Origin of the sequence: Allgaiera indica (assembly GCF_900106675.1) — a bacterium.
Lineage (GTDB): Bacteria > Pseudomonadota > Alphaproteobacteria > Rhodobacterales > Rhodobacteraceae > Acidimangrovimonas > Acidimangrovimonas indica.
The window spans coordinates 16,712-41,390 of the sequence record NZ_FNOB01000025.1 but is presented as its reverse complement, the minus strand read 5'-3'; the positions used below and the strand labels follow the sequence as shown (position 1 = coordinate 41,390).

Annotated in this window: 25 protein-coding genes; 5 read left to right on the top strand and 20 right to left on the bottom strand. The window is 66.5% G+C overall.

Going from position 1 to position 24,679, the window contains the following annotated elements; genetic code table 11:
* Nucleotides 1–3: 3 nt before the first annotated feature.
* Together BLV97_RS17365 and BLV97_RS17360 are read right to left on the bottom strand one after the other, a co-directional pair.
* Nucleotides 4–456 carry a thioesterase family protein gene (locus tag BLV97_RS17365; protein WP_035838717.1) on the bottom strand — a complete coding sequence of 151 codons (453 nt, stop codon included), beginning with the start codon at nt 454–456 and terminating at the stop codon, nt 4–6.
* 12 nt (nt 457–468) lie between these two features.
* A complete protein-coding gene (locus BLV97_RS17360; protein WP_051645871.1) occupies nt 469–1,515 on the bottom strand; it encodes a class I SAM-dependent methyltransferase in 1,047 nt (348 codons plus the stop codon).
* A 371-nt stretch (nt 1,516–1,886) separates the two neighbouring features.
* Here BLV97_RS17360 and BLV97_RS17355 point away from each other — a divergent pair, with 371 nt between their 5' ends.
* Nucleotides 1,887–2,813, top strand: a complete 927-nt coding sequence (locus tag BLV97_RS17355; RefSeq protein ID WP_035838712.1) for a hypothetical protein — start codon at nt 1,887–1,889, stop codon at nt 2,811–2,813.
* Between the two features lie 81 nt (nt 2,814–2,894).
* Here BLV97_RS17355 and phnE (BLV97_RS17350) read toward each other — a convergent pair whose 3' ends face one another.
* The 10 genes from phnE (BLV97_RS17350) to BLV97_RS17305 form a co-directional block, all read right to left on the bottom strand.
* A complete protein-coding gene (gene phnE / locus BLV97_RS17350; protein WP_051645870.1) occupies nt 2,895–4,238 on the bottom strand; it encodes a phosphonate ABC transporter, permease protein PhnE in 1,344 nt (447 codons plus the stop codon).
* Nucleotides 4,235–5,101 (bottom strand): phosphonate ABC transporter, permease protein PhnE, encoded by an 867-nt coding sequence (phnE, locus tag BLV97_RS17345; protein ID WP_035838709.1) that lies wholly within the window; start codon nt 5,099–5,101, stop codon nt 4,235–4,237. The genes phnE (BLV97_RS17350) and phnE (BLV97_RS17345) overlap by 4 nt, the downstream gene beginning before the upstream one ends.
* A gap of 78 nt (nt 5,102–5,179) precedes the next feature.
* On the bottom strand, nt 5,180–6,091 hold the full coding sequence (gene phnD, locus BLV97_RS17340) for a phosphonate ABC transporter substrate-binding protein (RefSeq protein WP_035838706.1): 912 nt from the start codon (nt 6,089–6,091) through the stop codon (nt 5,180–5,182).
* Nucleotides 6,092–6,149: 58 nt separating this feature from the next.
* A complete protein-coding gene (phnC, locus tag BLV97_RS17335) occupies nt 6,150–6,971 on the bottom strand; it encodes a phosphonate ABC transporter ATP-binding protein (protein WP_035838703.1) in 822 nt (273 codons plus the stop codon).
* Nucleotides 6,972–7,164: 193 nt separating this feature from the next.
* Nucleotides 7,165–7,785 (bottom strand): class I SAM-dependent methyltransferase, encoded by a 621-nt coding sequence (locus tag BLV97_RS17330; protein ID WP_035838764.1) that lies wholly within the window; start codon nt 7,783–7,785, stop codon nt 7,165–7,167.
* Nucleotides 7,786–7,821: 36 nt separating this feature from the next.
* Complete coding sequence (locus tag BLV97_RS17325) at nt 7,822–9,045, bottom strand: BtaA family protein (protein WP_035838700.1); 1,224 nt, start codon at nt 9,043–9,045, stop codon at nt 7,822–7,824.
* A 3-nt stretch (nt 9,046–9,048) separates the two neighbouring features.
* Nucleotides 9,049–9,873, bottom strand: coding sequence for a UDP-2,3-diacylglucosamine diphosphatase (locus tag BLV97_RS17320; RefSeq protein ID WP_280138212.1), 825 nt, complete (start codon nt 9,871–9,873; stop codon nt 9,049–9,051).
* Between the two features lie 188 nt (nt 9,874–10,061).
* Entirely contained in the window at nt 10,062–11,174 is a 1,113-nt protein-coding gene (locus BLV97_RS17315) for an HgcAB-like fusion protein (protein WP_051645869.1), read from the bottom strand.
* A complete protein-coding gene (cpaM, locus tag BLV97_RS17310; RefSeq protein WP_051645868.1) occupies nt 11,171–11,824 on the bottom strand; it encodes a corrinoid protein-associated methyltransferase CpaM in 654 nt (217 codons plus the stop codon). Before cpaM ends, BLV97_RS17315 begins: the two co-directional genes overlap by 4 nt.
* A complete protein-coding gene (locus tag BLV97_RS17305; protein WP_035838697.1) occupies nt 11,821–12,432 on the bottom strand; it encodes a TetR/AcrR family transcriptional regulator in 612 nt (203 codons plus the stop codon). Before BLV97_RS17305 ends, cpaM begins: the two co-directional genes overlap by 4 nt.
* Before the next feature lie 16 nt (nt 12,433–12,448).
* Here BLV97_RS17305 and BLV97_RS21265 point away from each other — a divergent pair, with 16 nt between their 5' ends.
* Together BLV97_RS21265 and BLV97_RS17295 are read left to right on the top strand one after the other, a co-directional pair.
* Nucleotides 12,449–12,796: an ArsR/SmtB family transcription factor gene (locus tag BLV97_RS21265; RefSeq protein WP_280138211.1), complete on the top strand. Its 348-nt coding sequence runs from the start codon at nt 12,449–12,451 to the stop codon at nt 12,794–12,796.
* Between the two features lie 91 nt (nt 12,797–12,887).
* Nucleotides 12,888–13,139 carry an SRPBCC family protein gene (locus BLV97_RS17295; protein ID WP_143037573.1) on the top strand — a complete coding sequence of 84 codons (252 nt, stop codon included), beginning with the start codon at nt 12,888–12,890 and terminating at the stop codon, nt 13,137–13,139.
* A 265-nt stretch (nt 13,140–13,404) separates the two neighbouring features.
* Here BLV97_RS17295 and BLV97_RS17290 read toward each other — a convergent pair whose 3' ends face one another.
* The 8 genes from BLV97_RS17290 to BLV97_RS17255 all read right to left on the bottom strand — a co-directional run bounded on the left by BLV97_RS17290 (nt 13,405) and on the right by BLV97_RS17255 (nt 22,329).
* Nucleotides 13,405–14,721: an acetamidase/formamidase family protein gene (locus BLV97_RS17290; RefSeq protein WP_035838690.1), complete on the bottom strand. Its 1,317-nt coding sequence runs from the start codon at nt 14,719–14,721 to the stop codon at nt 13,405–13,407.
* Nucleotides 14,722–14,945: 224 nt separating this feature from the next.
* On the bottom strand, nt 14,946–15,668 hold the full coding sequence (locus BLV97_RS17285) for an ABC transporter ATP-binding protein (protein WP_035838688.1): 723 nt from the start codon (nt 15,666–15,668) through the stop codon (nt 14,946–14,948).
* On the bottom strand, nt 15,661–17,454 hold the full coding sequence (locus BLV97_RS17280; protein ID WP_244521059.1) for a branched-chain amino acid ABC transporter ATP-binding protein/permease: 1,794 nt from the start codon (nt 17,452–17,454) through the stop codon (nt 15,661–15,663). The genes BLV97_RS17285 and BLV97_RS17280 overlap by 8 nt, the downstream gene beginning before the upstream one ends.
* Nucleotides 17,447–18,280 carry a branched-chain amino acid ABC transporter permease gene (locus BLV97_RS17275; RefSeq protein WP_035838686.1) on the bottom strand — a complete coding sequence of 278 codons (834 nt, stop codon included), beginning with the start codon at nt 18,278–18,280 and terminating at the stop codon, nt 17,447–17,449. Before BLV97_RS17275 ends, BLV97_RS17280 begins: the two co-directional genes overlap by 8 nt.
* Nucleotides 18,281–18,332: 52 nt before the next feature.
* Entirely contained in the window at nt 18,333–19,481 is a 1,149-nt protein-coding gene (locus BLV97_RS17270; protein ID WP_035838685.1) for a substrate-binding protein, read from the bottom strand.
* Between the two features lie 58 nt (nt 19,482–19,539).
* Nucleotides 19,540–20,373 (bottom strand): nitrilase family protein, encoded by an 834-nt coding sequence (locus tag BLV97_RS17265; protein ID WP_035838682.1) that lies wholly within the window; start codon nt 20,371–20,373, stop codon nt 19,540–19,542.
* A gap of 178 nt (nt 20,374–20,551) precedes the next feature.
* Nucleotides 20,552–21,184, bottom strand: coding sequence for an ANTAR domain-containing response regulator (locus BLV97_RS17260; RefSeq protein ID WP_035838679.1), 633 nt, complete (start codon nt 21,182–21,184; stop codon nt 20,552–20,554).
* Complete coding sequence (locus tag BLV97_RS17255; protein ID WP_035838678.1) at nt 21,181–22,329, bottom strand: transporter substrate-binding domain-containing protein; 1,149 nt, start codon at nt 22,327–22,329, stop codon at nt 21,181–21,183. The genes BLV97_RS17260 and BLV97_RS17255 overlap by 4 nt, the downstream gene beginning before the upstream one ends.
* A gap of 310 nt (nt 22,330–22,639) precedes the next feature.
* Here BLV97_RS17255 and BLV97_RS17245 point away from each other — a divergent pair, with 310 nt between their 5' ends.
* Nucleotides 22,640–24,025 carry an aspartate aminotransferase family protein gene (locus BLV97_RS17245; protein ID WP_035838674.1) on the top strand — a complete coding sequence of 462 codons (1,386 nt, stop codon included), beginning with the start codon at nt 22,640–22,642 and terminating at the stop codon, nt 24,023–24,025.
* 79 nt (nt 24,026–24,104) lie between these two features.
* Nucleotides 24,105–24,662, top strand: coding sequence for an invasion associated locus B family protein (locus tag BLV97_RS17240; RefSeq protein ID WP_051645866.1), 558 nt, complete (start codon nt 24,105–24,107; stop codon nt 24,660–24,662).
* The last annotated feature ends 17 nt before the right edge of the window (nt 24,663–24,679 follow it).

Genomic DNA, 24,679 nt, shown 5'->3' with positions numbered 1-24,679 from the left:
CGCCTATCGCAACCGGCGCACCGCGCGACCGGCCCATTCCGGTGCCGGCGCCAGCACCGCGGCATTCAGTTCCCGGCCGGTCATTTCGCCGAATGGCGCCGCCTGCCCGTTTCGCGTGTCGTAATGCAGCAGCATACATTCGAACGTCGCACGTTCGCGCCCGCCCGACCACATGACATGCCCGATATGCAGCCGCTTGGCGTCGACCCCCAGGATCGTGGTCTCGATCGACAGCATCGCGGGCGGGCGCACCTCCGCGACATAGCGCAAATGCGTCTCAAGCGTGTAGAGCGCACAGCCGGTCCGGTCGAAATAGGCCGTGCCGATGCCGAACTTGTCCTGCAGCTTCCAGGTCGCATTGCTGAACGGCACCAGATAATAGGCTTCGTTCAAATGCCCGTAGGCATCGAGCCAGGCCTCTTGAAGCGGTTCCTCGTGCAATCGGAAAGTCGGCATGGCGGCCACCGTTCAGGATGGTTTGGCGAAGACCACAAGCTTGGTCATCGCGGGGATCAGATTGTCGACGTCATCGACCGCGAAGCCGATCTTCCTGCCGGCTTCGGTCAGCCAGCCGACGGAAAGAGAGTGGGCATCCGGCGTGAACGCCATGTGCTGCAATTGCCAAAGCGCCGCAAGCGCGGGGCCGCGCCGGTCTTCTTCGACCATGAAATCGTGGACCATCAGCTTGCCGCCGGGGGCAAGCGCGTCGAATGCCTTGCGCAACAGGTCGGCGACGGCTTCGCCCGGGACGCCGCTCATCAGGTAGGACATCAGGATCGCATCCTGGCGCCCCGGCCATTGCGCCTGGACCGCATTGCCGGGAATGTAGCGCACGCGATCGACCAGCCCGGCCTCGGACACAAAGCGCCAGCCGATTTCCGCGACATTGGGGAAATCGATGATCGTCGCATGCAGGTCCGGGTATTCGTTGCACAGGCTGATCGTCATCGCGCCGGTTCCGCCGCCCACGTCCAGCAGTGTCGAGGCCTTCGCCAGATCCACCTTCCGCGCCAGCGTCCGCCCCGGCCCCAGCGAGCCCGCATGCTGGCTTTCGGAATAGACCGAGGCCTGTTCCTCATCCGCCATCCAGTGCTGATAGGAGGCGATCGCATCATCGGACAGATCGCCCTTCATCACCGCGTTGAGCTGCAGCAGGAACGGATACATCTGCTGGTCGATCTGATAGCGCAGATAGTCGCCGAAATCGTATTTGGACTGCTTCGCCAGAAAGTTCTGCGCCGCCGACGAATTCTGGATCAGTTTCCTGTCGCTGATCGACACCACCCCGACACTGGCAAGCGCGGTCGTCAACGTGACGATCCGGTTCAGCGGGATCCCCGCGGCCTTGGCCAGTTCCTCGGCCGTTTTGGGGCCGTCCGCAAGCAAGGTGAACAGATCGACGTGAAGCCCCGCGAACAGCGCCTTGGACGCCATGAAACCAAAGGCGATCGACGAAAGCTCTTCGGCGCTTTCGATCGGGTTGCCAGCGGGCGCGGGCGTTTCCTGGGCCAGCATGCTGTCCACGATACTCTCCATCATTTTTCGCTATGGCCTGGATCATACACGACCGTTGCATCAAAGCAACGCCACAGCCAGGCAGGATTGCATTGCGGCCGCCTTCCCGGGTCAAACCCGCGCGCGGCGGTCAGGAATGCGTCGCCGCGCGACCGCAGGGGGCTGCCCCGGGCGCAGGGCAGCCCGCTGCCTTCATCGCGGGCATCGGGGCGGACAGACGAGGGCAAGGGGCAAGCCCCGGGGCTGCTCCGGTTTTCGCGATCGAAAGTTGATCGGCGGGTCGGGGTATTCAGTTTCATGGCCAATTGTATCGCTCTATGGTCCGCGGCGTCTTCACGGCCGACTTCCCTTCCTGAGCAAAGGCGTAAAGCATGAGCCCGATCCCTGCCCCCACCGCAGCCGAAAACCGGCATGTCGTCGAGGGCGAGATGACCCTGACGGTGCGTGTCATCGGCGCCCTCATTGGCAGCATGGTCGCGTTGGCGGCGGGGCTGGGCCTGTGGCGCGGGCTTGGCGATGCGTCCGCCGGGCTGGCGGCGGTGGCTGACGGCCTGATGATCGCCCAAGTGTTCTTTGCCGCCGCGCTCATCATGCTTGGAAGCATCGTCGAGGGTTTCGGCTATGGCCTGTCGCTGGGGACGAAATGGCCCTACACGCGCAACATCGTCGTGCTGATGCTGCGCGGCGATCCGGAAGCGGCCCACCGCGTGCTGGCCACCGCGGTCGGCCTTTGCGCGCTTGGTCTTGCGGTTCTGGAGCCGGGCTATACGACCTTCGTGGGCCTGGGGTTGGTCGTCGTCACCGCGCTGTTCGGGATGGGCACGCTCTATGTGCTGGCCGGCCGCGCGCCCGCCTTCGTGCATGGCATGCACGGCCTGCTCGCCTATCTGGTCTTTCTCAGTTACCTGGTGGGACTGAACTATCCCGGCGTCGCCTTGCCCGATTTCGTCGACGCCATCATTCCGCTGCATGCGATCCTGTTCGCGATCTTCATGGGCGGCATGGTGACCGGCCAGCGCGGCTTCGGCCAGGCCATAGACCCGTTCTTGCAGCCCAGGCGGGCCTCGCAATGGGTCTTCGTGGTCCATGGCATCGCCGCCCTGACCGCGATCGGCACCCTGGGCTGGTACAGCCAGACCTATCCGATGGCCTTCGCCTTCGCGCTGCTTCAGGCCGCCGTCGGCTTCTTCCTGTTCCACGCGGTGAACCTGAAACCGAAATCGCCCGGCGTCATGGTCGTCTTCCACCAGATCATGGCGCTTCTGATCACCACCGCCGTCGTGCTGCAGTGGTCCTGACGGGGGCCTTCACGCCATCCTTGCGGCGCCGGGCCACAGCCGCGCGGGCCGGCTTGCCCCCGCGGCATTCGGCCAATCGCGCTACCCCTTGATGAACTTGCGGCGGATCCAGCCCGAAAGGCCGTCCATCAGCATCACCGTGATCACCACGAGGATGACGTAATAGGTCACCTCTTCCCAGTCCTTGCCGGTGACGATCGCCTGGGTCAGCAAAAGGCCGATGCCGCCGCCGACGATCGCGCCGATCACCGTGGCCGAACGGGTGTTCGATTCAAGGTAGTAAAGCAGCTGCGACAGGATCACCGGGGCAAGCTGCGGGATCACCCCGAAACGCGCGCGCTGCAACGCGTTCGCGCCGGTCGAGGCGACCCCTTCCACCTGCTTGCCCTCGATGTTCTCGAGCGCCTCCGAGAACATCTTGCCGAAGGTGCCGGTATCGGTGAGCAGGATGGCAAGCGATCCGGTCAGCGGCCCCGGCCCGAAGGCACGGCTGAGGATCACCGTCCAGATCAGGCCGTCGACGCCGCGCAGGAAATCGAACACCCGGCGCAGGGCCAGGCGCAGCACGTTCAGTTGCATGAAGTTGCGCGCCGCAAGGAACGCCAGCGGCAGCGCGATCAGCCCCGCGCCCATAGTGCCGAGAAAGGCCATCAACACGGTTTCCAGCATCGCCCCGGCTACCATGCCATGGTGCCACACCTTGTTGGTCCAGATGTCATACGCCATCGCCCGCAGGTTCGACATGCCCGGCACGACCTGCCGGTCCGACATGGCGAGTGCGGCAAGCTGGGTCCAGCTTTTGCCGTGGAACGGGCTGTCGAGGGTGAAGAAGAACAGCTCCCACCCCGCGAAATAGCGGAAGGTCCGGGTTTCGTTGCGGGTCATGGAAAAGCGCCAGCTTCCCCGGTCGATCGCCACGCGGGTGCGCGAGGCCGAGATCCAGCCGGGCCGTGTCTTGCCCTCGGGCAGTTGCAGCACGACACGGCGGCCCTGCATGCCCACATGGACGCTGCCGAAGCCGGGGATCCGCAGTTCCGCCTTCGCGCCGGGCAGATAGGTGACCTGCGCCCCGTCCGGCAACGCGATCTTGGTGGTCTCGCCGTCGTGGCGCACCCAGTCGGGCGGCGCGGTCTGGGGGTAGGTTCCGTTGCGCTCGCCCTCGATGGCTACTTCCAGCGTGCCGGCGCGGTTGCGGCGCGTGACCTCGGTCTTGTAGGACCAGACGTCGCGCAAGAGCGTCTCGGCGCGGGACGGCTTGGCATGGCCGATGACGGCGCCGAGGTCGAAGGCGAAGAAGATGTAGGCGAAATAGGCCAGCAGCACAGCGGGCACCGCCAGCGCACGCCATTTGCGCTGCGCGAAGCCGTGCAAAAGCGCCGCCTCCCCCGCGCGCAATACTGCCGCGCCGCCTGCCGCCGCGCTCATATCCGGCCCTCCGCCAGCTTGCCGCCGCGTACCAGCCGGTTGCGGGCCCGGTCCGAGACCGTGTCGACCACGACAATGGTGAGAAACAGCAAGGCGAAGATCGCGACGACGGAATCGTAGCGCCCCGCGCCCCATTGCAGCGCGGTCTTCAGATCATAGCCGATGCCGCCCGCGCCGACGAAGCCCAGGATGGCACTGGCACGGATGTTGATCTCGAAGCGCAGCAGCGCATAAGAGGACCAGTTCGGCGCCACCTGGGGGATCACGCCGAACCAGATCCGCTGAACCCAGGTCGCGCCGGTGGATTGCAGCCCCTCGACAGGCCGAAGGTCGGCGTTCTCGGCAACCTCCGCGAACAGCTTGCCGAGCGCGCCGAAGCCGTGCAGCGTGATCGCCACCATCCCCGCCACCGGCCCGCCGCCCAGAAGGTAGATCAACACCAGCGCGGTCACGATCTCGGGCAGCGCGCGCAGGATGTCCATGAGCCGCCGGAACAGCGGCACCAGCCGCGGCCAGGGCGCCAGCCCCGGCGTCGACAGCACCGCCAGCAGCATCGCGCCCAGACCGCCGATCACGATCGAGACCGCGGCGACGTTGAGCGTCTCGATCAGCGCGGGCAGTGCGCCCCACATCCGGCCGGGCAGCGCGCGCCATTTGGCAAGCGCCTCGGAGAAGATCTCGGCCGGGAAATCGAAGATGCGGTGAAGACCGGCAAGGAAGCCGCCGGCGTTGCGTGCATCCGCCGTGTGAAACCCCGCGGCCATCAGCGCCACGAAGACCGCCAGGATCAGCCCGCCGTAAAGACGCTTGCGCCGGGCATGGGCGATATAGATCTCTGTCAGATTCGGATCGTGGGGGGGCATCGGGGCCTTGCCTGGTGGTGGCGGGAAGGAAGGCACGGGCCGGGGCGTTCGCGCCGCCGGCCCGCGCGGGTGTCGAGGTTACGACCCCTGCTTCATCTTCGCCTTACGCACCTCGATGATAGTGTCGTAATAGCTGGGGTCGATCTTGACGAAGCCGGCCGAATCGCCGCCCGCCACGTTGTACTGGCAGTCCGGGTCGGTCTTCTTGAGGTCGAGCAGAACCTTCTCGGCCTTCGCCTTGACGTCGGCGGGCAGCGCGTTGCGGATCACCAGCGGCCCGTTCGGGATCGGCTTCGAGCGCCAGATCTCGACCAGTTGGTTCATGTCGATCTGGCCCGCGTCCACCGATTTGCGCAGCTGGCCGTTATTGAAGCCGTCTTCCCAGGCACCCTGGCCGTCGGCCCAGGTCACGCCGGCGTCAAGATCGCCGTTATAGACGGCCAGCACGGTCTGCTCATGCCCGCCGGTGAACTTGACGGTGCCGAAATAGTCGCCCGACTTCATCGAATGGCCGGTCTGCTTGGGGATCTCGATCGAGGGGATCAGATAGCCCGAGGTCGAGTTCGGATCGCCGAAGCCGAAGGTCTTGCCCTTCATGTCCTTGAGCGAATGGATGTCGTGATCCTTGCGGGCGAAACCGATCGAGTAATAGACGTATGAGCCGTCGGGGTTCGCGGTGGTGCCAAAGGGCGTCACGGCCTGCGGATCGTCGATCGCGATCTTGGCGTAGCCCGAGGCGCCGAGGATCGCGAAGTCGATGGTGCCGCCCATCAGCCCCTGCAGCACGCCGTCATAGTCGGCCGGGGTGAACAGCTTCACCGGCACGCCGAGCGCGGCCTCCATCTGCTTGACGAGGCATTGGTTGTTGGCGATGCGGTTCTGCGCATTTTCACCACCGAGGATGCCGATGTTGAAGTGATTGATTTCCTGGGCCGAGGCGGCACCGGCAAGCATGGTGGACGCGGCCAGGATCGCGGGCAGGTTCTTCATGGTTCTCTCCCAATCGTGATGAAGCCGGGGCGAAGGTTGGGCCTCGGCCGGTGGTTACTCAGCCGCCCACCAGGACGGCCGCGTATCGGATGTCTTCGTCGCGCTCTTCGATCGCGGTCGAGGTCATGTCTTCGGTGAAGTTCGCGTCGGCGCCGTAGATGTCGCGCGCGACGCTGGTCGTCAGCAGATCCGGCCGGCCGTCGAAGACGACGCGCCCGTCGCGCATCCCGATCACCCGGTCGCAATAGCGCCGCGCGGTGTCGAGCGTGTGCAGATTGGCGATGACCATGCGGCCATCTTCCACCTGGATGCGCTTGAGGGCGTCCATCACCAGCTGCGCGTTCATCGGATCGAGCGACGCGATCGGCTCGTCGGCCAGGATGATCCGCGGATCCTGCATCAGCGCCCGGGCGATCGCGACGCGCTGCTGCTGGCCGCCGGAAAGCGCCTCGGCGCGCTTGGCGGCCTGTTCGGCGATGCCGAGCCGGTCCAGGATCGCCAGCGCGCGGCGGATATCCTCTGCCCGCCAAAGATTGAAGATGGTCGCAAGGGTCGCGCGCTGCCCCAGAAGCCCGTGCAGCACGTTCGAGGCCACATCCATCCGCGGCACCAGGTTGAACTGCTGGAAGATCATCGCGCAATTCGCCTGCCAGGCGCGCTTGGCCTTCCCGCCAAGCGACAGGATATCGGTGCCGTCCACCAGGATCTGTCCGCGGGTGGCGTCGCCGAGGCGATTGATCATGCGCAAAAGCGTCGACTTGCCCGCGCCGGATCGCCCTATGACGCCAACGAAACCCGCCCCGTCCAATGCGAAGCTGACGTCATCCACAGCCGCCTTGAGGCCGAAGGTCTTGCTGACGTTCCTGAATTCCAACCGCATCGCACGCTCCTTCTTGGCGTCCGATGTAGGCGGCGCTTGTAACGCGCCAGTGATGTATGAGTTACCATATTGTGATGATACGGATCAGATCCCCGGCCCGGCGACTTCCGCGCACCGCCAGGACCCCGCGACCATGCGGGCCCCGGCGGTCGAAAAGCGTGACAGGGGCATGTCCGCGCGCCTGCGGCCTGGGTCAGTCAGCCGGTCCGGGGCGGCGGATGACAAGATGCTGGCAATAGTCGCGAAAGAGGCTTTCCGAAATTGCGCGGCAATCGGCCTCGGCCGCGATCCGGGCCGCGGCCTCGGCAAGATCATCCCTTGGCGCGACGTGAAAACGCGCAAGCCAGGCGCGCAGCCCGGCCCCGAACCACGCGGGGAGCCGGCGCTGCCCGCCGAAATCGACGATGTGCAGTTCTCCGCCCGGGGCGAGATACGGCAGCGCGTGGCGCAAGCTCTCTTCCCAGTCGGGGATCATCGACAGGCTGTAGGAAAACACGATCCGGTCGAACTGGCACCGACCAAAGAGCGCCCCCGGATCGAAGTCACGCGCATCCGCCCGCGCCAGCACCGCCCGGCCGGCAAGCTTCGCCCGGGCCGAGCGCAGCATCTGTTCCGAGATGTCGAGCCCGTAAAGCCCGCGCCCGGGATAGCGCGCGGCGATCCGGTCAAGATTGCGGCCCGTGCCGCAGGCGACTTCCAGTATATGGGCGCGGGCGGGCGGATCGAGTGTGCGGATCAGCCGGTCTCGGCCAAGCAGGTAATAGCGCCGCGTCGCGTCGTAGAACAGCCGCTGATAGCGGTAGGTCGCATCCATCAGCGCGGCGTGGGAAAGCGTGCTTTCTTCCACGGCTCAGCCGATCTGCCGGTAGCAGTGGAAGCCGCCGTAGATCGCCGAGCGATCCGCCGCGAAGCCTTTCGCGGATGCCTCGTCATCGCGGCGCCAGGTCGCAAGCAGCGTCGTGGACACGCGGCCGGGCAGGATATCCGCCGCGCCCCCGGTGCGAAAGATCAGCCGCGCGCCGGGGGCCGCGGTGCGGGTGATCTGATGCCAGAGCGCGTTGAGCTGTTCGTCGGTCATCCAGTCCTGCGCATCGAGCAGGACATAAGCCTGGGTCTGGCTGGCCGGCATTTCGGCCAGCAGATCGGTAAGCGACCGGTTCAGCACCCGAACGCGCCCGGCATTGCGCCGCAGCGCCGGGAATGCGGCCGCGTCCAGATAGGGCGGCACCGAGCCGGCCTCGGCCGCCGCGTAAGACCGGGTCAGCGCCTGCCGCGCGAAGTAGTTTTCCGACAGCGGAAAGCCACACAGAAGCTTGCGCGCCCTATCCCGCAGCACGGGAAGAATGTCGCCACCGCCGTCGGCCTCCAGCTTGTCGTATTGCGCGGGCGGGATGCCCAGGCCGAACAGCGCGGCGCGGCTTCGCGCAAGGAAGCGGATTGCCGGCGCGTCGAAAAGCGGGGCGATGCGCGCGTCGAAGAACCGCCGCTGGTCGTCGAGCGTCGCGCAGGTCGCGAAGCGGCGGAAATCGACGCCGGCAAGCCGCGCCACCGCCCGAAGCGCACCTAGGAAGCGGCCAAGCAGGCCGAAGCGGTAGAAACCCCGGCCGAACATGGCGATGCGGCGGCGGACATAGGGGCGCGCATCCCAATAGGCGCGCGTGACCGGATCGAGATGCGGCGCGATCCGGCGGTCATAGACCGCGACATTGCCGGCGCGGTCGGCGCGGCCGAAGAAGTCGAAGAACCCCTGCGCATCGAGATGTTGCGCCGCCGCCAGCTTCAACCGGCCCAGCGCGACATGCGCGGGCGAAAGGTCGACGGCGGTGATCGAGGCCGGATCGGCCGTGAGATAGGACATCACGTTGCAGCCGCCCGAGGCGATGCAGACGATGTTGTCTTGCGGACCGATCTGCAAAGCCGCCAGATCGGCCACCGGATCCTCCCAGATCTGGGGATAGACGAGGCCATGGAAGAGCCGCGAGAACAGACGTTCCAGCAGCCCCGTCGCGCTGAACGCGGCATTTTGCTGAACGGCAGAGCGGAGTTGATCGCTGACGTTGGGAATGCCGGTCATGGCTCAGGCGAGTTCCTTCTTCCTCTTGCGCCGCGCGCGCAGGGCCTCTGGCAGGGGCCGTCCCGCGCGAAGATCCTCGATCATCCGGCGGCGCCGCTTGGCCGCGGCCCAGTCGATGAGAAACAGCGATCCATCCTCGCGCTCGGCGGCCGCGGTGCAGCTTTCGGTCCAGTCCCCGCAATTGACGTATCGGATGCCGTCGATATCGCGGATGTTGGCGCGGTGGATATGTCCGCACACGACCCCGTCGAAGCGCCCGCGCCGGGCTTCGCCGGCCAGCACCTTCTCGTATTCCCCGATGAAGTTGACCGCCGATTTCACCCGTCCCTTGGCCCAGTTCGCCAAGGACCAGTAGGAACCGCCCCAGATCCGGCGAAAGCGGTTCACCCAGATATTGAGCCACAATGCGAAGTCGTAGGCCCGGTCCCCGAGATGGGCCAGCCATTTGGCGTGAACGACGATCGCGTCGAACTGATCGCCATGGGTGACAAGCAGGCGCCGCCCGTCCGCGGCGACATGCTCGGCCGACTTCTTGACCTCGATCCCCCCGAAATGGGTCCCAAGATAAGATCGGAGGCCCTCGTCGTGGTTGCCCGGAATATAGATCACTCTCGCGCCGGACTGGGCCTTGGAAAGCAGTTCCTGAACCACGTCGTTATGGGTCTGCGGCCAGAACCAGCCCCGACGCAATTGCCAGGTGTCGACGATATCTCCGACCAGAAAGATCGTGTCCGCGTCATGCTGGCGAAGAAAGTCCAACAGCATGTCCGCCTGGCAGCCGCGGCTGCCAAGATGCGTGTCGGAGATAAATATTGTGCGATAGTGCACCCGATACCCAATATGTTGCCGACTTTGGGTCAAGGTAATTAAACTGCGCGACGGGAATATGACGCCCGCCGCGGTCGGGTCAGACCGGTGGCGCGGCTCGGCAGGCGGGGGTCGGGACCGCGACCCCGGATAGGGCCGCGGCGGCGGCGGGCGTCGCGGCGCCGGGGGAACGGTGGCCCTGCAGGCGCCTAGCGGCGAACCTCTCGGCGCTTGCCCAGCATGTTCAGACGGGTGTTGCGGATGGTGGGCGCCTCGACCGTGCTGCCATCGGCATAATGGAACAGAAGGGCATCCCTTGGGCATTGCACGATGCAGGCACCACATTGGATGCACTGGCCGGGATCGCGGATTTCCACCTTGCGCCGCGATCCGTTCATCTTCAGCACCTGTCGCGGGCAGACCATCACGCAATCGCCCGATCCGTCGCAGCGCGCCTCATCCAGCGTGATCGTCGCAGGGTTCGCGCCGGTGTTGATCACGCTGGGGTACCATGGCGTGGTGCCCGCGAGATCCATGAACAAAAGCCCCGTGCCGATCAGGTTGGTCGCGCCGACCACGACCAGCGTCCACGGCATGGCGTCGCCCATGGCGGCCAGCAAACCCCAGCCGGCCAGCGCCCCGGCCAGACCGAAGCCCAGCAGGATCGGCAGCCGCCTGGGCCCGACCGGGTTGAACCGGGGCAGCATCGCGAAAAGCGCGGCGACCATCGAGACCAGGGCGAAGGCCGCAGCCAGCGCCGCCGCCGGGCCAAGCATCAGCCAGATCGCCGGCGCCAGGACGATCAGCGCCGGGACATACCATATCGCCGCCATTTCCTGGCGCTCCCAGGCGGGGAAGCGCATGAAGCGTTCGGCGTTGAACACCCGCGATCCGCGCCCAAGGAACGCCGGAAGATCCTCCAGCCTGGCCGGGCCCCAGCGGGTGGCGAACCCGGTGGCGGCGGAGATCGCGCGGCGTTCCACCCCGGTTGCGGCCAACTGCGGCAGGATCACCTCTCGACGGCGGACCTTGTCGGCCAGATGCGTCACGCGCATCGCCGAGATCACGTCGTGATGCGTGAGGTGTCCGCCACCCGCCGCGCACCACACGTTGTACCCTTTCGAATTCACCACAAGCACCCAGGCGGCCTGGCCGGCAAGCGCCTCGCGCAGCCGGCGCACCGTCAGGGTGAAATTGCCGGTCACCAGGACCGGCGCATCGGGGCCGGGATCGCCGATCGGGAACAGCCCGGTGCGTGCCCGGTGGGGCAGAAGGCGGAAGGCGGTGTCGCGCAGATAGCCCGGAAGATCGGAAAGCTTCACGGCCGCGTCCCCCGTACGATCACGAACGCGTCCGACAGCATCCGCTCTTGCGAAACATCGACAAAACCCGCGGCCCGCATCCGCCCGGCCAGGCCCGTCACCGGCCGGGTGCTTGTCTGGGTCAACAGATAGGTCGCCAGCACCACCGGAAGCCGGCGCAGGCGGTGCAGCAGGCGACCCAGGGGCGTCGCCGGCGCGGCCTCGTCCGCGATCACGATCACGCCCCCGGGCACCAGCCGCCGACGCGCGATTTCCAGGGCGTAATCCTGTTCCTCTTCCGACATTTCGGAGAACGCCAGGCACGACACCACGGCGTCGAGGCTCGTCTTCTCGAAACGGTCCTCGATCTCGGCCGCCGCAAGCTGAAGGAAGGCGATCGTCCCGCCCTCGGGGACCGGCTTGGCGCGCGCGACCTCCAGCATTTCGGCATTGATGTCGATGCCGGTCACCAGCGCCCCGCGCTCTGCGCAGGCGAAGGAGACCGCGCCCGTGCCGCAGCCGATGTCGAGCACCCGCCGCCCGGGCGCGGCGGCGATCGCGGCGATGCGCCCGTAGACCTGTGCGATCCGGCCGCCGCTGAGCATCGCGATGCCGCGGTCGTAACGCTCGGGCGTCGATTCCAGCACCTTCATCCAGACGAAGCTGCTCATGGCCCGCCCCGCATCGCGGCGCCGTCCAGAAACACGCCCACCACCATTGCCGGCACCTCGTCCAGCGCGGGCCAGGCGCCGCCGCTGCCCCAATGCTGGACATATGAAAGCGCGAGCAACCCGGTGAACATCATCGCCTGCTGCGTCACCGAAGGCTCGTCGCGGATCTCGCCCGCGGCGACGCCATCGTGCAGCACCTGTTCCACCTTGGCCACGAACGGGTCCAGCTGCGCGATCACCATCGGATAGGTTTCGGGCCGGAACGCCAGCACCTCGCGGATCACGACCTTGGCGAAGTCCTCGTTTTCACGCACCACGCGCACATCGGCTTCGGCCAGCGCGGTCAGGCGCAGGCGGACCCCGGCCGAGGCGCGATCGGCCTCTGCCTCGATCTCCGTCGCCCGAGCCGCCCATTCCGCGATCACCGCGCCGAACATCGCCTCCTTGCTGTCGAAGTAATTGTAGAAGGTGCCCTTCGCATAGCCCGCCGCAACCGCGATCGCGTCGACATTGGCGCGCTCCAGTCCGTCGCGCGCCAGATGCGCGGCGCCGGTCGCCAGCAGGCGCTTGCGGGTCGCGTCTCGGGTCTTCTTGCTTACATTCGCCATTTCGGTACCAATATGGGTGACTCGTCACCCATATTATGGCCACACCGTCCCGCGTCCGCAAGCCCAAGCACCCGCGATCTTTCCGGCCAAGGCGAAACTGCCGGATCCGCGCATTGCGGGCCGCGGCGCGTCCGTGGGCGCGATCGCGCAGGAATTCAAGATCAGCCACTCGTCCGTGTCCGAACACCTTGCGGTCTTGCGCAATGCCGACCTCGTGCGGGAAACCAAATCCGGCCGCGAGCGCATCTATGCGCTCAACGCCGAACCCCTGCGCGAATTGCGAAGTTGGCTGAAACCGTCCGAGGCCTGTTGGAAGGCGCGCATGTCCGATCTTGCCGGACAGATCGAGGAGAATACGGAATGACACCGCAAAGCATCGTGATCGAACAGCCCATCAAGGCCTCGCCCGCGCGGGTGTGGCAGCGCATTTCGACCCCCGCGGGGATCGCCAGCTGGTGGCGTCCCGGCGACATCGCCCGATCGAGGGCCATGAATTCGTCATGCAGATGGACCGCTGGGGCGCGATTCCCTGCCGCGTGACCGAGGTCGCCCCCGGCCGGCCCCTGCCCTTCACCTTCGGGGATTTCGACCTGCGCTGGACAATCACGCCGACCGCCGAGGGCTGCGTGCTACGGCCGGAACATCACGGGTTCGACCTGTCCAATCCGAAGCATCGTTTCGCCTTCGACAACATGGGGCCGGGCTGACGAGATGTCGTGCTGCCGCGTCTTGTGGAATGTCTGGCCGAAAGCGTCTGACAGCATGTCGCCGCGCCTGCATGCCACGAGGCTCCCGAAACCTGCGCGCGGCCGCGCGCAAGCCACGGCACCTTCGCGATCGGAAGCAGCGAGCGCACCCTGAAAGGTGGCCGCGCAACGGCCGGCGCCCGCTGTACCCTGGCCTTCATCCGGTGCCGGCGCGACCTATCGCGAAGGCAGGTGGGCCACACGGCCCACCATGCTGACCCCGCGTTCAGAGTCCATATTGCTCACGCGCATAGGAACCAAGGCCGACGGCATCCAGCCTGGCCAACGGCGCAAGGAAGGTGACCTGGATCACCCCGGGGGCGCGTCCGATCTCGATCGCGCCGTTGATCGTGGCGCGATTGCGCACCTCGGCGACGGTCATGTCCAGCAGCTTGGCCGCACGCGCAAGCCCGTTCTCGATCGCGTCGTTGAGGTTGGCCGCGGTGCCGATCACCGAGATCGGGGCAAGCGGTTCGATCCCGGACACGCCCCATTTTGACGCAAGCTTAGCGCCCTTGGCCATCTCTGCCGCGGTGAAGGGCCGGGCCATCGGCGGAAGATCCTCTTCCAGCGGGAACAGCACGGGGCCGTCCAGCAGGTAGTTCTTCACGACCTCTACCTGCAGCGTCACGCTTCCCGACACATCCATCGTATGGCCGGCGATCTCGCCATCGCCCTGGCCCGCGTGCATGTCGCCCATGTAGATCCCGGCGCCGGGCACCTTGACCGGCGCGACCAGGATCGCACCGGCGCGCACGGCGTCGATATCCATGTGGCCGTCGGTCTTGTGTTCGGCCAGTTGCTCGGCGGTGATGCCGTAATTATGCGGCGCGCCGACGAGGAAGGCGCCAAAATCGCCGGCGTTGTGGCTGTCGGGCATCGCAATCGACGGGCAGGTGCCAAGCTGCCCCATGAACGGCCGCATCCGCACCAGCGTGCCCGGCATCCCCGAGGGCGCATAGGTCAGGATCGAATGCTGGCGGCTGTTGTCCGGCAGGGCCGAATAATGATCGGCTTGCTGCGCGATGGTTTCGGCGGCCTCCTTCGGCAGCGTCAGGCCGACGGCGCGGGTATCGTCGAAGGTGACGGTATAGCCATGCACGATCTCGAAGGGTTTTACGGCATTGCCGCAGACATCGCATTTCACCGCGTCCTGGCCGATGCCCTCGACATGGGTTTCGGGCCAGACCGTGTCGCAGACCGGGCAGCGCGCGGCGACATAGGGGTCACCGACGCAAAACCCCTCGGGAGAGCTGTCATGGCCCGAGGCGGTCGCGATCGAGGTCACAGTGATGTCGCGGATGCGGATCGCGACCCCATCGCCGATCTCGGCGCCTTCGACAAAGACCGGTTGCGTCACCTCGTGGCCGCCGCGCAGGCGCGGCGTGATCATCGGCCCCCAGCACCCGGGCGCGGTATTGGCGATGATCGTGCCGCCATTCTCGACCGGGCCCAGCATTGGTGCCTTCGGGTCAAGCACACTATTGGTGAATTCCGAGACGACGACGCTACGACGCGACGGTGTGTTGCTACCATCCGGCATGAGAGACTCCTTCGGGGTTTGAGTGCAGATAGTTTGAGAATAGGCAGGGCGGGGCGATCCGCAAGCACCGGCGAAGGTAGGATCGATGCCCTTGCCCGGTCGGCGCCAGAGGTTCCTGGTTGGAGAAAGCGCCCGGCGCCGGCGCACATCGCGATCCGGCGGTGGCAGCCCCGACGCCGAGCCGGCCAAGACATTGCGGAACCGATCTATCCACGCAGCCACCTTCAAATCTGCAGATGGCGCAGGATCCTGTCATGCGCCCCGTCATCCACCGCGCCCGCATCCTCGATCGCCCCAAGCTTCAGCACCGCCCAGCGATCCGCCACATCAAGGGCAAAACGCAGGTTCTGCTCGACCAGCAGGATCGTGGTGCCTCGGCTCTCGCGTTCCTGCCGCAGCGCCTGGGCGATGCGTGCCACCACCGTCGGCTGCAGCCCTTCCGAGATTTCGTCGATCAGCAGCAGCTTGGGCTGCATCATGAGCGCGCGCGCGATGATCAGCATCTTCTGCTCGCCCCCCGACAGGGTGCCGGCCTTCTGGCCCAGCCGGTCGCGCAGGAAGGGGAAATGCCCATAGACGCGATCCAGCGCCGCGCCAAGCTGCCGATCGCCCTGCAGCGCAAGACGCAGGTTGTCGCGGATCGAGATGTCCTGAAACAGCGGCTGATCCTGCGGCGCATAGGCGATGCCGGACTCGACCAGGGCGCGCGGATCGGCGCCCAGGATCGGGCGGCCCCGATAGTCGATGCGCCCGCCCCGCGCGCGGATCGCGCCCAGGATGGTCTTCAGCAAGGTGGTCTTGCCCATGCCGTTCTTGCCCATCAGCGCGAAGATCTCGCCGGGCCGAATGGCAAGCGAAACACCTTGCAGGACGGAAATCGGGCCATAGCCGCTGGTCACGCCGTCGAGCGACAGCACCGCCGTGTCGGCGGGGGCCGGGTCAGACATGATCGCCTCCTGAATAGATCCGCTTGACGATCTCGTCATTGACCACCTCCTCGACGGTACCGTCCAGCACCAGCCGGCCCTGATGCAGCACCACGATCCGGCTGGAGATGTCGCGCACGAAATCCAGATCATGCTCGACCAGGATCGCGGCCAGGCCCAGTTCGGATGTCAGCCGTACCAAAACCTTACCGATGGTCGCGCGCTCGGCCGCCGTCAGGCCGGCTGTCGGCTCGTCCAGCAGGATCAGCTCCGGCTCCAGCGAGACCACCATCGCCAGTTCCAGGCTTTGCTTCTGCCCGTGCGACAGCAACGAAACCTCGCGCCCCAGATGCTGGTCAAGGCCGGTCAGCCGCAGGATCTCGATCGCGGCCTGCGGCAGCGAAAGGCTGTCGGCGCTGCGCAGGAAGCTGGGCGACTCGTGCGAGACGCGGGCCATGCGCAGGCATTCGGCCACGGTCAGGCTGTCGAAAACCGAGGCCACCTGGAACTTGCGCCCGATGCCGCACGCGACGATCTGGTCGGGGACCATGCCGTGGATGCCGGTGCCATGGATGCGTACGCTACCGCCGCTGGCGACCTTGCCATCGGTCATGCAGCGCATCAGCGTGGTCTTGCCGGCGCCGTTCGGGCCGACCAGGCTGACCAGTTCGCCGCGCCGGACCTCCAGCGTGATATCCTCCAGCACCTTCTGGCTGCCGTAGGATTTCTCCAGCTTCTCGATCTGCAAAAGCGGTTCTGCGCCCGCGGGCCCGCCCCGTCCGGCGCGCGGCGGCAGCGCCACCAGTTCGGGCGACACGCCATCCGCGGGCCGCCGCATCCGGCGCCAGCCGGTGGCCAGCGCCGCCAGCCCGTTGGGCATGAAGATGATCATCACCACGAACAGCGTGCCGATCACCAACTGCCACAGAAACGGCATCTGGCCGGACAGCTGCGCGCTGAGATAGTCGATCGCCACCGCCCCGAGGGCCGGGCCGATCACTGTGCCGCGCCCGCCCAGCGCGGTCCAGACGACCAGTTGCGTGCCGAAGACGAAGCCCGCGTTCTCGGGCGCCACCACGCCCGAGGAATTCGCGTAGATGAACCCGGCAAAGCCGGTCACCCCGGCCAGGACCGCCGTCAGGGCGATCTTCACCTTCTGGGTGCTGATCCCGAGATAGGCGCAGCGCGTTTCGTTGTCGCGGATCGCGGTCAGCACCCGGCCGGCGTCCGACCGCACGAAGATCAGCGCCGCCACGACCACCGCCACCAGGCTGAGCCCGGCAAGCCGGAAATACCCGCCAAGGCTGAGGTCGAGCGCGAAATAGCCCACCAGGCCGGAACTCGACCCGGTCCAGGTGCCGCCCGAATAGATCAGTTGGGTCACCACGATCGGCACCACCAGCGATATCACCGTCGCGTAGAAATCGGACGCGCCGGGGTAGAACGTCAGCCAACCCACCGCGGCCGCCAGCAGAACCGGAAGCCCGATCGACAGCACAAGCCCCAGCACCATCAGCCCCGGAGTGCTGCCCAGATGGGTCAGGACCATTGCCGTCGCATAGGCGCCGGCACCGAAGAAGGCGGCCTGTCCGAAGGTCAGGATGCCGGTGAAGCCCCATAGCAGATCGACGGTGACGGCGAGGATCGCGAAGGTCATCGAGCGCGTCAGCACATTGACGGTGAAGCGATCCAGAAACAGCGGGCCGGCGATCACCAGCGCGGCCGTGATCAGCGCCAGGATCCACAGGTGGCGCATCCGGCGGCGGCGGGCAGGCGCCGTTGCGGTTTCAAGCGTGGTGTCAGACACGGGAAAACCCTTTCGGCGAAATGCGCAACACGATAGCGGCCAGCACGGCCACCGTGATCCCCCCCAGGATCGGGCTGACATAGGTCGACACGATCACCTGCGCGCCGCCCAGCAGCAGGCAGGCCAGGGCCAGCGCGGCAAAGCTTTGCCCCGCCACCATGACCAGCATGAAGGATCCCACCAGCCAGGCCACGCCCATGTTGGGATCGACGCTGGTCAGCGGCGTCAGCAGCGTGCCCGCCAGCGCCGCCAGCCCACAGCCGATCATGAAGGTCACCCAGCGAATGCGCCGGGTATCAAGGCCCAGTGCCCGCGCCAGCGCCTCGTTCATGATCACCGCTCGCGCGGAAAGGCCCAGCCGCGTGCCCTCCATCAGCCACGAAAAGCCCAGCCCGATCGCGATCGCCGCAGCCAGGGCGAACAGCCGGTAGATCGAATAGGAGGTGCCCAGGATATCGGCGGTGCCGGGCAGCAGTGCCGCGGTGAACTGCACGTCGCGCCCGAACCCCAGCGTGATGAGCTGGCCGATGATGATCCCCAGACCCCAGGTCGCAAGGATCGCGTCCAGCGGCCGGGCATAGAGCGGACGCACGATGAACCGCTCGGTCAGTCCGCCCAGCGCCGCGCCGGTGACGAAGGCCACCGGCAGCGCCAACCAGGGGTTCCAGCCCAGATCGCCAACCGCGACGGCACAATAGGCCCCCACCGTCAGCCAGGCGCCATGGGCGAAATTGATGATCTTCAGCACGCCGAAAATGGTCAGCAACCCGGTCGCGATGATGAACAGGATGGCCGCGGTCGTGATGATGTCGAGGACAAGCGTCATGCGCCGTCTCCTGTATTGAAGGACGGGGCCGCCGGGCGACCCCGCCCCGCGCTTACTTCAGGTTCGGGCACTGATTGCCGGGGTCGACGTCCTTGAACGACTTCACCACCTTGACAGAGCCATCGTCCTGCACCTGACCCAGATACATGGTCAGCGGCGCGTGATGCTGCTTGTTCATCCGGATGGTGCCGCGCGGCCCGGTGAACGACACCTCGCCCAGCGCCTTCAACACCGGACGCGTATCGGTGGTGCCGGCCTTCTCGACGGCCTTGGCATAAAGATAGATACCCTCATATTCCGGCACCGACAGATCGTTCGGTGTGCGCGCCTTGTCGCCGAACTTCTTCTTCAGCGCGGCCATGAAATCCTTGTTGGCCTTGCTGTCGATCCCGGTGATGTAGGAGGCCGAGATCAGGATCCCCGCGGCATCCTTGCCCATGCTCTTGGCAGTGCCCTCATCGACGGCAAGGTTGGCGTAGGGGATGGTCACGCCCGAACTGCGCAGCTGCTTGGTCAGCGTGACGTTCGGCGCGCCGCCGGCGGTCGAGGTGATCAGCGCATCCGCCCCCAAGGCCTTCAGCTTCGAGATGATCGGCGTCCAGTCGGTGCCGTCCATCGGCAGGTATTCCTCGCCCACCACCTTGCCGCCGGTCTTGTCGATATACTTGCGCGCGAAGCCCAGCATGCCGCGCCCGAAGGCGTAATCGCTGCCGATCAGGAAATAGGTCTTGGCACCCTTGCCCTTGAGGTAGTCCACCACCGGCGGCACCTGCTGCTCGGGCACCCAGGCATCGACGTAAAGGTAGGGGCTGCACGAATGGCCCTCGTAGAACGAGGTGTAGATATAGGGGATCTTGCCCTTCGCCACGATCGGCAGGCCGGCGTTGCGCGCGGCGCTGGTTTCCATCGAGATCAGCACGTTCACGTTCTTCTGGAACACCAGCGAATCGAACGCCTTCTGCGCGCCCACCGCGCCCGAGGCGTCATCGGCCACCACCAGCTTCAGCGGCCGGCCCAGCACCCCGCCCTTGGCGTTGATCTCGTCGACCGCCAGTTCCGCCGCCTGCACCACCGAAGGCGCGACGACCGAATTGGCCCCAGACAGCCCGACCGGCACGCCGATCAGGATCGGATCCTTGGCGAAGGCCGGGGCGGCCAGAAGGCTGCCGGCGAGTGCTGCGATAACTAGTCTGCGTTTCATCTGCGTCTTCCCTGTCTTGAGTTTTTGTTGCGGGTTGGAGAGTGCCGAGGAAAACCCCTCAGCCGTAAACATCCGTCCGGCGATCGCCGAGGATGTTATTGAATTCATTAAGCTGCCGCTTGGCGCGCAGGGCGCCCGGCGTCACGGTGGCGATCAGGATCTCGGGCGCGCTGCGGCTGGCGGGGCCCGCCAGGGGCCAGCCGGTGGCATCCAGGATCAGGCTTTGGCCGATGAAGGGCTGGCCGCGCTCGGTGCCGACCCGGTCGGCGCAGGCGATGTAGAAGCCGTTCGAATGGGCCGCGGCCTTGTGCAGAACGTTGGCCATCGCCTCGGCCTCGGGGTCCTGTTCGGGCATCGGCACCCAATTGGTCGGGATGCAGACGATCTCGGCCCCCGCGGCCGCCAGCGCGCGGAAGGTTTCGGGGAACCAGCCGTCATAGCAGATCGCCATGCCGATCCGGCCCAGCGGCGTGTCGAAGACCGGCAGCCCCAGGTTGCCGGGCTTGAAGAACAGGTTCTCGCGGTTCCACAGATGCAGCTTGCGGTAGGTGCCGATCGGCCCGTCGGGGCCGCAAAGCAGCGCGGAATTGTAGAAATCGCCGCCCGCCTCCTCGGCCAGGCCCGAGACGATATGCAGGCCCAGTTCGGCCGCCAGGGCGCAAAGCCGCGCCGCGCTGGCGCCGCCCGGGATCGGGCGCGCCAGCCGCGCGGTCTCTTCCATCGTCTCGAAGACATAGCCGCTGTCGGCCAGTTCCGGCAGCACCACCAGATCGGCGCCGCGGGCATGGGCCTCGCGGATATGGGCCTCCATCCGGGCAAGGTTGTGATCCGGTTCCCCGATGATCGGTTCGAACTGGATGCAGGCAAGTGTTACGTCGGCGCGATCTGCCATGGGCCCCTCGAAATGCAAAAAGCCCCTGACGCGGTCGCGACCGCGGATCAGGGGCTACATAGCCTGAATGTGAGACGGCAACCCTGCCGTCGAGCAATCCTGCTCTTGAGCCCTGAGGCTGGCACAGGTTGGAACACCGATCAAGTTGAAGATTTCGGCGCCGCGCCGGAAAACGGCGTTATTTTTGCGGCGGTTTGGAAACGCCCCTGGCCCCCAGCCCAAGCCGCGCCATGGTGTCGTGGGCGGCGACGATCTCTTCCGCGATCGAGCTTAGCGTCACCCGCTCGGCCGTGGCCTGATCGCGCAGCAGGCGATAGGCGGTGTCCTCTTCCATGCCCTGGACCTCGATCAACAGGCGGATCGCGCGGTCGACCAGCCGGCGGCCCTTCAGCGTTTCCTCAAGCTTGCGGACCTTGACACTTAGCTGCGCCTCATAGCGATGACGGTAGAGCGCCAGGGTGAATTGGGTCAGGATGCCCAGGGGGCGCAGGGGTTTGCTCATCACGCCATGGGCGTTCAGGTCGTAGATCGCCTTCAGGGTGGTCGGGCTTTCGTAGGTGACGATGGCGATCAGCGCCACGTCGCGTTCGCCGATCATCGCCAGGATCTCGTCCACGGGGGCGTCGTTGACGCTGATGAACACCGTGTCGATATCCTCGGGCAGGTCGCGCGGGATCGGCCAGGCGGCCTGCACCTCGCAGCCCAGGCGCCGCAGATGATCGCGCAGCAGCTTGCCGTCCTCGTCCTGGGGAAGCAGGATCAGGACACGCGCGCGCCGCAACTCCTCCATGATCCGCCGCGCGCCCTTCATGCCCATTCCTCCAGCGACGCCTCCTCGAACCGGGTGGTGGCAAGGTAGGGATCGGGGCGCGTGGGGCCGCCGCCCTGCCAGACCAGTTCGAACAGCCCGTCGGCGCGCGCCACGCCGATGCGCGGTGTCAGCCACAGATGGCGGGTGTCGGGATCGACACGGATCGCGCCTTCGGGGGTCTGCATCTCGTCGCCCAGCAGCGCCCGGCCGATGCGCGCCGGATCCATGCTGCCGGCCCGGGCCAGCGCCCGGGCGAACAGATGCACCTGGACATAGGCGGCCTCGGACCAGACGGAAGCGCGCGCGTCGTCTCCGAAACGCGCCTTGTAGGCCGCGACGAAGCGGTGGTTTTCGGGGCTGTCGAGGGTCTGCAGATAGGTCGCGGCCAGGATATGGCCGCTGCAATGCCGCGGCCCGATGTGGGCGATCTCGCTTTCGGCCATGGTCAGGCTGGCGACCGGCTGCGCCGCCCGGTCGATGCCGGCCTCGTCATAGAGCCGGTAGAACGCATGGGCCGAGGTGCCGACGACGGTGGAAAACACCGCGTCCGGGCGCGCCAGGCGGATCTGGTCGACCACCTCGGCCACCGCCGTGCCGGTGCTGCCCAGCGGCAGATAAACTTCCCCGACCGCTTCCCCGCCCTTGGCCTCGATCAGGTCGCGCATCACCCGGTTCGATTCCCGGGGGTAGATGTAATCAGAGCCCACGAAGAAGATCCGCCGGCCGTGATGGGCCAGCAGATATTCAGCCAGCGGCAGGCAGGTCTGGTTCAGCGTGGCCCCGGCATAGAGGATATTCTCGCAATATTCGAAACCCTCGTACATCGAGGGATAGAACAGAAGGCCGTTGTGGCGCTCGACGATCGGCAACACTGCCTTGCGGCTGGCCGAGGTCGAACAGCCGAAGATGACGTCGATCTCGTCCTCGCCCAGCATCCGCCGCGCAAGCGCCCGGTATTGCGCGGCATCGGCCGCGGGATCGTAGCTGACAGGGCGGAGCGGAAGGCCCAGCACGCCGCCCGACGCGTTGATCTGTTCCATGGCAAGCTCGGTGCCGCGGATATGGTCGCTCTCGGTCACATGGGTGGTGCCGCTTCGTGAAAACAGCACCCCGACGCGCCAGCTCTTTTCTGTCCTTGCTGCCAAGAACGCCCCTTTCCGTTAACCCGCGCAGGCGGAAGATCCGGCCCGGCGCCCGGGATAAGGCTACGCGGGATCCGGCTCTGCGTCGATCCGGTAGCCGGAAACGAAGCCCCCGCGACTGCTCAGGCAGGCCATCCCGCGCCCGCGATCCGGCGCCTGGCCCGATTTGGCCGCCGCCTCCCGCACAGGCCTTGTGCAGGCGGCCCCCGCACCCCAGGCACCGGGGAAGTTCCGCTGGCCCTTTGCGCCGCGATGCGCGACACCTGAGGCAATCGGCCGCGACTCGGCCGAGCCGCTTGCCAAGGAGGACGCCATGAACGAGCTGTCGAATTCCGTCGCCCATGCCGATATCACCACGATACTGCACCCCTACACGGATGCCCGCATGCATGAGCAAAAGGGGCCGCTGGTGATCGAGAAGGGCGATGGCGTCCATGTCATCGACCAGTCCGGCAAGCGCTATATCGAGGCGATGTCGGGGCTGTGGTCGGTCGCGGTGGGCTTTTCGCAGACCCGCCTGCGCGACGCCGCCGCGGCGCAGATGGAAAAGCTGCCCTATTACCATACCTTCGCCTCGAAATCGCACGAGCCGTCGGTCCGGCTGGCCGAAAAGCTGGTCGAGATGACGCCCGAGAACCTGACACGGGTGTTCTACACCTCCTCGGGGTCCGAGGCGAACGACACGGTGATCAAGCTGGTGTGGTACATGAACAACGCCCTCGGCCGGCCGCAGAAGAAGAAGTTCCTGGCCCGCAACAAGGCCTATCACGGCATCACCATAGCGTCGGGCAGCCTGACGGGCCTGCCCGGCAACCACCGCGATTTCGACCTGCCGGCGATCCCGGTGGTGCACCTCACCTGCCCGCATCTCTACCGTTTCGGACAGGAGGGCGAGACCGAGGCGCAGTTCTGCGCACGGCTTCTGAAGGAGGCCGAGGACACGATCCTGGCCGAGGGCCCCGAAACCATCGCCGCCTTCATCGGCGAGCCGGTGATGGGCGCCGGCGGCGTCATGGTCCCGCCCGAGGGCTATTGGCAGGGGATCGAGGCGCTGTGCCGCAAATACGATATCCTGCTGGTCTCGGACGAGGTGATTAACGGCTTCGGCCGCACCGGCGCGCGCTGGGGCTGCGAAAAGATGGGCTTCACCCCCGACATCCTGGTGACCTCGAAACAGCTGACCTCATCCTACATGCCGCTGGCGGCGATCGTCTTCTCGGAAGATATCTACAACGTCATCGCCGACAATACCCACAAGCTGGGCGGTTTCGGCCATGGCTTCACCGCCTCGGGCCATCCGGTGGCCTGTGCCGTGGGGTTGGAAAACCTGGCGATCATCGAGGAACAGGGGCTGATGGAGAACGCCGCGAAGATGGGCGAACGGCTGCAGGCGGGCCTTGCGAAGCTTGCCGATCACCCGCTGGTGGGCGAGGTGCGCGGCACCGGGCTGATCGCGGCGGTCGAACTGGTGGCCGACAAGGCGACGAAGCGACCCTTCGACCCGGTCGGCAAGGTCGGCGGCAAGGTGTTCGAATACGGCCATGAGGAAGGGGTGATCTTCCGCAACCTGGGCGATTCCATCGCCGTCTGCCCACCCCTGATCGTGACCGAACACGACGTGGACGAGATCGTGCGCCTGATGGGCATCGCGATCGACCGCGCGGCGGACTGGGCCCGCGCCGAAGGTCTGGTGGCCTGATCGACCATGCCCGCCCGCACTCCGACGGGGTGCCTGCCCGGGCGCCCCCGTGAGGCAGGGCATAAGCAGGAAGGAAGACATGAGAAAGCCAGGATCCGGCCGGGGCCTTTTCGCGGGCGCGACCATCGCGGCGGCGCTTTGCGCCCTGGCCACGACGGCACCCGCGCAAAGCCGCGCGCTGCCGGGAGGCGCCAGTTCGCTTAACGAGGTTCATGGCGACTGGACGGTGCGCTGCCGCGTCACCGCCAAGGACGGCGCGCAAACGACCGCCTGCGCAATGTCGCAGCAGCAATCGGACAGGAAGACCCGCCGGCTGGCGCTGGAGATCAGCCTTGTCCCGCTGGCCCAGGGCGGCGCCCGCGGGGTGATCGTGATGCCCTTCGGCCTGTCGGTGACCAAACCGATCCAGTTGTCGGTGAAGGACAGGCCCATCGGCAAACCGCGGTGGTTTTCGACCTGCATTCCGGCCGGCTGCCTGGTGCCGCTCGACCTGTCGGCCGCGGCGATCAAGGCGGTTTCGGATGGCGCCAAGCTGCGGATCGAGGCCACCGCGGGCGACGGCAGGCCATTCCGCGTGGATGCGCCGCTGAAGGGCTTTGCCAGTGCCTACGGCCGGACTGCGGACCTGTTGAAATAGCGGCCGATCTGCCGCGC

Bases quoted from the DNA above. Each gene is read 5' to 3' on its own strand.
- BLV97_RS17365 (WP_035838717.1), bottom strand. From the start codon at position 456: ATGCCGACTTTCCGATTGCACGAGGAACCGCTTCAAGAGGCCTGGCTC.
- BLV97_RS17360 (WP_051645871.1), bottom strand. From the start codon at position 1,515: ATGCTGGCCCAGGAAACGCCCGCGCCCGCTGGCAACCCGATCGAAAGC.
- BLV97_RS17355 (WP_035838712.1), top strand. From the start codon at position 1,887: ATGAGCCCGATCCCTGCCCCCACCGCAGCCGAAAACCGGCATGTCGTC.
- phnE (WP_051645870.1), bottom strand. From the start codon at position 4,238: ATGAGCGCGGCGGCAGGCGGCGCGGCAGTATTGCGCGCGGGGGAGGCG.
- phnE (WP_035838709.1), bottom strand. From the start codon at position 5,101: ATGCCCCCCCACGATCCGAATCTGACAGAGATCTATATCGCCCATGCC.
- phnD (WP_035838706.1), bottom strand. From the start codon at position 6,091: ATGAAGAACCTGCCCGCGATCCTGGCCGCGTCCACCATGCTTGCCGGT.
- phnC (WP_035838703.1), bottom strand. From the start codon at position 6,971: ATGCGGTTGGAATTCAGGAACGTCAGCAAGACCTTCGGCCTCAAGGCG.
- BLV97_RS17330 (WP_035838764.1), bottom strand. From the start codon at position 7,785: ATGGATGCGACCTACCGCTATCAGCGGCTGTTCTACGACGCGACGCGG.
- BLV97_RS17325 (WP_035838700.1), bottom strand. From the start codon at position 9,045: ATGACCGGCATTCCCAACGTCAGCGATCAACTCCGCTCTGCCGTTCAG.
- cpaM (WP_051645868.1), bottom strand. From the start codon at position 11,824: ATGAGCAGCTTCGTCTGGATGAAGGTGCTGGAATCGACGCCCGAGCGT.
- BLV97_RS17305 (WP_035838697.1), bottom strand. From the start codon at position 12,432: ATGGCGAATGTAAGCAAGAAGACCCGAGACGCGACCCGCAAGCGCCTG.
- BLV97_RS17290 (WP_035838690.1), bottom strand. From the start codon at position 14,721: ATGCCGGATGGTAGCAACACACCGTCGCGTCGTAGCGTCGTCGTCTCG.
- BLV97_RS17285 (WP_035838688.1), bottom strand. From the start codon at position 15,668: ATGTCTGACCCGGCCCCCGCCGACACGGCGGTGCTGTCGCTCGACGGC.
- BLV97_RS17275 (WP_035838686.1), bottom strand. From the start codon at position 18,280: ATGACGCTTGTCCTCGACATCATCACGACCGCGGCCATCCTGTTCATC.
- BLV97_RS17270 (WP_035838685.1), bottom strand. From the start codon at position 19,481: ATGAAACGCAGACTAGTTATCGCAGCACTCGCCGGCAGCCTTCTGGCC.
- BLV97_RS17265 (WP_035838682.1), bottom strand. From the start codon at position 20,373: ATGGCAGATCGCGCCGACGTAACACTTGCCTGCATCCAGTTCGAACCG.
- BLV97_RS17260 (WP_035838679.1), bottom strand. From the start codon at position 21,184: ATGAAGGGCGCGCGGCGGATCATGGAGGAGTTGCGGCGCGCGCGTGTC.
- BLV97_RS17245 (WP_035838674.1), top strand. From the start codon at position 22,640: ATGAACGAGCTGTCGAATTCCGTCGCCCATGCCGATATCACCACGATA.
- BLV97_RS17240 (WP_051645866.1), top strand. From the start codon at position 24,105: ATGAGAAAGCCAGGATCCGGCCGGGGCCTTTTCGCGGGCGCGACCATC.